This is a genomic window from Pseudoalteromonas sp. SR45-5, assembly GCF_014163565.1.
Taxonomy (GTDB): Bacteria; Pseudomonadota; Gammaproteobacteria; order Enterobacterales; family Alteromonadaceae; genus Pseudoalteromonas; species Pseudoalteromonas distincta.
The window spans coordinates 1-5,370 of the sequence record NZ_JACJDN010000259.1 but is presented as its reverse complement, the minus strand read 5'-3'; the positions used below and the strand labels follow the sequence as shown (position 1 = coordinate 5,370).

Sequence of the window (5,370 nt, the reverse complement as noted above, 5' to 3'; positions counted from 1 at the left end):
AAAACAAAAGTACAGCTTGAACAACTTATCGAAAGAATTTTAGCTCTTAAAAACACACCCAAAGCATTTCCGATTAATAAAAAACCTAAAATCAAATTTAACGATCTGCATTTTAAGTTACTTGTTATTGAAGAGCTGATGTATAACAAAAATTTATTAACCCCTAAGTTTGACCTTACCGAGTTTATAGCTGAATACCACCAGCGAGAAATTGATAAAGAGCAAGAAGGATATGAAGTTATACCCGAGGTACTCGCTTACTTTAAAGGACTTGATATCCCAGAGGAACTGTTAGCAAAAGTCACTTCTCTGACACAAGATTGCGGTGTCGATGGCGGCTCAGAAGTTTATTCTCAGATATGGCCTTTTTGGGATCCAGGCTGTGGAGATGAGGTATTAAAAGTAAGCAACAAAGCATCAAAAGACTTACCACTGCTACCTAACTTAAAACAAGTCATTGGTTTAGAGCACAGTAATCCATCAAAAAAATTAATTAACAGCTTTAAAGCACATCATATCCAATTAACTGAACAGGATGTTTAATTTTAATCTCTAGGAGTAGCAATGTTTAATTCAGCAGAAGAAATTCACCAGCATATTGGCCAATCAATGTTCAACGCATTACCCGAACAGTGGGATAAAGCTTATTGTGATATCGGTCTCAGTCGAGAAAACACCTGTGGTTTTATGACTGGAACTTACTATATCGGCGGCGAAGAAAAAATTTATGATATAGATATAGTCGATGGTGTACTGAAAAATTCTCAGGGTGATGAAGCATTTTATGCACTTTATAAAATGATGAAAAAAGACGAAGCGGATATTCCTTGGAATAAAGCTCGTTTTGAATTGGAAAGTGATGGTAGTTACGACATTAAAACTAAGTTCGATGAAGATTATATAATCTACACTGGATTAGATGCCGAGGGTGCAGAGTTTGACTCATTAAGTAGCGACTTTCATTTAGCCATAGAGTCGTGGGAAAGCCTACCAAATGATATGACACGCCCATGGAAAAAAGGCAGTTATGATAAGAGTAAATTTTTGCAAAGTAATTTAGATGTTCAACAACAAACTGAATCAGAGCAAGCAATATTATCATCTTATTGGCAACAAGCCGGTGAAATAAACGAAACATTAGAGCTGAGCTTTTTAAATCCTTATTTAGCAGATTACCCTCATTGGCATGGCAGCACGCGAAATATTGTTTTGGTTACACCACCAGAATGGGAAAATCAGATCGTTGCTACAAGTGGCTTATCAAGCCCTGAAACACCATTTGAGGTATATATAGAAACCAATGAATCCATTCAAAGATTTAGCAGCTCTTGGCAAATGAACCTAATTCAAACAATTGGCCGCATAATACCTAATATCGATAACTTTAAAGAGCGCCTCATAGAACACCGTTTTCTTACACTACAATTAGACATGGATGGTGCACCTGAAGAATGGTCTGTTGATCACCCTGATGGTAATATTGGTATGTTTATTGGTTTAGATAATACGCATATGAATGATAATAAGCTTGATTTTCTACCTATCAATGCAAAATTAATGCGCCCAAACGAGTTGTTGTATTGTTTAGATAAAAAAGCACAAGGCCGAGAGGAGATAGCTGAACTCTATAACCAGCAAGGCCAAACAACACTTTCTTGCTTAGATAGAGCGAGTGTTTTATAGAAATAACGAGTTCATGTAGTGGCCAACTTCAAATATAGTGTTTATGTGTACTAGCTCAGACTTGATCTGACAGTTACCCGTTTTTTAATCGGTGACTGTCAGTCTAGATTTGAGCTAAATTTTTCTCAGCCCAGATCAATTTTCCATCTAATAAAGTTTCTAACGGCTGCTCTTGTAGCTTAATTAATAACGCTTGTAATTGGTTTGCAGGTAATGTGAGTTTAGAAAAAATTTCGTCGCGGTCAAATCCATATTCTAATTTAATAATCCATTGCTTAAACTTTTCTATATACTGTTCGGGTATTATAGCCATAGGGATAGCTTCCAAAGTCTCTGATCTAATATAATCAGTGGTGCTAGCAAAATGCTCTTCAAGCCCTGACATAAAGTATGCCCAGTGTTGTTCAGTAAAATTAGCCGTAAACAATTTATAATCAATGTAATCGCTTGGTACCTCAGTAAAAAAACGTTTAAATGCGTGCTCTGGTTCAACATGAATAGTGTGTGAGAAAAACTCGGTATTAGCTTCAATTATGGTCCATAAACTTCGGCTCTCTCTTGCCAATACTAATAATGATTCAACCTTGTCAGGTGCGTGTGTCAGTGCATAGGAAATGAATCCTGGGGCGTATTCACGATCTAAACGAGCCATAAGTGTATTATTTAACGCATGTTCACTGGAAATATGCTCACAAAGCGTTAATAACGTATTTGCATTTAACTTATCGTTTTTGTTATCGATTAAGCTTGCATCTGCAATGGCTAGAAACACCTCAGACTGCTTCTCTAGTGCAAAATAATCACGTAAAATCTGTAGGTTAGATTGTATAGGGTAACCTACCAAAAGTGCATCACACGCTGTTGGCAAATCAATCAAACCATGACTTAAACGATAAAAAATAAGATCTTCGCTGGGCATTGAACTAACGTTTAATTCCATTGCAAGTGCAATATATTCTTGTGCCAGTGAGTGATGACTCGTAGCTAGCACTAAAGCCGTGGCAGCATCTCTCCAAAACGGCATAATGCCTTTCACATTAAACAAGCTCTTTAATTTTTCAACAGTTTGATTAATGTATTCAAGCGGGAATTCATGCTTTAGCATATACTTTAAAATATGCAAAAGACTCATCGCTTCATCTCGACCATCCGCCACATAACTCGTTAGCTGAATATCTTCGTTAAACCAGTTGAATATATTACGATAATTTATATCAATTGTTTGCCCCTTTAAATCTAATAATGCTATTTTGGCATTGGTTCGATATTCAGGGTCATCATTATCCATTTCATCAAGCAGTGTTTCTGCAATATCATAATCACTGATATAGTTAATAAGATCTAATAATAAATACCTTGAAAAAAAGTGACGAGGTATTAACGCCTGAATGATACCCGCGCCCCATTTATCAATGATCTTATATAACCATTGAGTATTGAATTCATACTTATTCTTATTTGATAAGTGCTCATAACAGCTTACAACAAGTACATCTTTAATTTTTTCATTCAACGTGAACTTATTATTAGTTTCATCGTTAAAGGCTAATAAAAATAACAAGCTTGTTATCACTTCATTACTTTCGAATTCAGTAAACATGAGATCAGCTGCGCTTACTGAACTGGTATCTAAATTAATAATGGCTGCTAATGCTGACTTTTTTAAATGATCCGTTAACTCTGTATTCAAAGTTATCTCCTGAGTGTTTATCTTTTAGCTTTAATATTGATGCTGGGGAGTTTTAAGGAAACTAGACAGTCTGTTTTTTATCGACCTAACCACTTACAAATAGTAAGCCTAAATATACCGCGTCTTCGGCACACAGTGCCTACACTTTTAGTTTCTTCGCAAAGTTCAATCCATTTAAAGTACTATATAATTTCATTGTTCATGAGGCCGTATAATATTAAAACGATCTCTATGAATCATGCACTTTAGACTACAAATCTATTTGCCAATCGAGTTGGCACCATGGGTGTTCATCGTCAGCTAAAATTGATGTCAATTCTTCGACATCTAATTGAATCTTTTGCTTTATATCAAAATCATTAGGATAACGTTTATTATCCGACGGATCAGTTAAGTTAATACCAACCCAAGTTAAGCGGCCAACAAGGTGACTCATGCCAAATTCTTGCCAATCAATAAATAATTGTTGTGCAATTTTGCCCAGTACTAGTAAATAATACCAAGCCTCTTGTTCTGTGATTAAACCAGTAGTAAACGCACACCGGCATAAAAACGCAGAGCGTCCTATATCAAAACCTTTAATTCCACAGTTTGATAATGCAACATTATGTTTTTGAGCCCATGCACTAACCACATATTCATCACTGTTTTTATCTTCATTTTGATTTAAAAAAAAGCGTTCAATGTATAAGTCATGACGAACGCTTTGGGCTAAACAATTCATAAACTGACCACTTCGAGCTGTGTCTGCAAAAACATCTAGAGTTTCAACTAAGTCAACTTTGCTATGTATATCATAACTATTTTTCAATACTTTTATATTGCCATTGATAATTGCTTGCAATGGGTATGTCTTACTCTTATGTAACAAACAATCCAGAGAATAGCCATTTTGCATCGATAGGTAACCAGATAAACTAATTAACCAGTGTTTCTGCTTATTAGTTAATGATTGGCTTTTAAGCATTAAATCTGCTTGACTATTGTCCATCAACTATCTCCTTTTTATTCTGTAATTGCATACATAGCTCATTATGTGTTGCTTGATAGGACAACCCTTGCTCGATAAGTTTTTCAGCACACGTAATGGCTGAATTCAAAGAGTGTACAGCGTATGGATGAGTATTATACTCGTATGCTGCTTGTTTAAATGACTCTAGAGCTTTGCCATACTCGTTTAATTCTAAAAGTGCGCATCCTTTAAAATAATATGCTTGTGGCGCTGTGCGTAGGGCTTTAATTGCTATGTCAGCTAACATAATACAAGTATCATAGTCTTGTTGATCAAATGCAGCCTCTAAAAACTTTAAACAATCACTCGGGTTATAAAGCATAAATTGTTTAATTTCTTTGACACAATTAAGGGCATCACGTTGGCGGTTTTCAACAACACTATGGTCCTCGTAATCAACTAACTCTGTATCTCGAATACATAATATAGCCAGTGCAAAGATTTGCATTGATTCAATATGCCATATTGATTCAAGTGATCGTCTGACTGAATCTCGCTCATTTGTTAGTTCAAGTATTTCCATTTCTTGTTCTGTATAACAACGAGGTTCTAAAGAGCCAGAAAAGAAGGCTGTTTGATAGAAATCGCTAAAAGTGGCAGTATGTTCTTGTATTGTTTCTACTAGTAATTCATAGGTAATTAAATCGTAACAATACCTTACTAGTTCAACAATGAGTGGCCATAGCCACAGCTGGCGTTCAATATATAGATCAATAAACAATAAAAACTCAGAATATGCTTCATCTAAACGATGTAATTTACATAAGCATAAAGCCTGTAGGTAGTTGGCTTGCTTTATGAATACATGTTTATATTGCTCAGTAATTGATAGAGCATCCTGATATCGCCCATTTTCATACAATAACGTCGCAATTTTTATAGCGTTTTGTGTTTCATCAGCTCTCAACTCTCGAATATATCCGCGCCTTGCTGTTATTAATGCAACCTCAATTTCCATATCGGTAACAACACGTGTTTCTGCATC

Annotated in this window: 5 protein-coding genes; 2 read left to right on the top strand and 3 right to left on the bottom strand. The window is 35.5% G+C overall.

All coding sequences use genetic code 11. The annotated features are described in order from the left end of the window. Together H5072_RS10965 and H5072_RS10960 are read left to right on the top strand one after the other, a co-directional pair. Positions 1–543 (top strand): DUF6892 domain-containing protein (locus H5072_RS10965; protein ID WP_220488587.1); only part of this gene is annotated, 543 nt, incomplete at its 5' end. Positions 544–564: 21 nt separating this feature from the next. Continuing rightward, positions 565–1,683 (top strand): hypothetical protein, encoded by a 1,119-nt coding sequence (locus H5072_RS10960; RefSeq protein ID WP_182693541.1) that lies wholly within the window; start codon positions 565–567, stop codon positions 1,681–1,683. Between the two features lie 103 nt (positions 1,684–1,786). On the opposite strand, the gene H5072_RS10955 is transcribed toward H5072_RS10960, so the two are convergent. From H5072_RS10955 to H5072_RS10945, 3 genes are all read right to left on the bottom strand, one after another. Further along, positions 1,787–3,373 carry a hypothetical protein gene (locus H5072_RS10955; RefSeq protein ID WP_182693540.1) on the bottom strand — a complete coding sequence of 529 codons (1,587 nt, stop codon included), beginning with the start codon at positions 3,371–3,373 and terminating at the stop codon, positions 1,787–1,789. 250 nt (positions 3,374–3,623) lie between these two features. Continuing rightward, entirely contained in the window at positions 3,624–4,364 is a 741-nt protein-coding gene (locus H5072_RS10950) for a DUF1266 domain-containing protein (protein ID WP_182693539.1), read from the bottom strand. After that, the coding region (locus tag H5072_RS10945; RefSeq protein ID WP_404936322.1) for a tetratricopeptide repeat protein at positions 4,354–5,370 on the bottom strand (1,017 nt) is incomplete at its 5' end. The genes H5072_RS10945 and H5072_RS10950, both read right to left, overlap by 11 nt.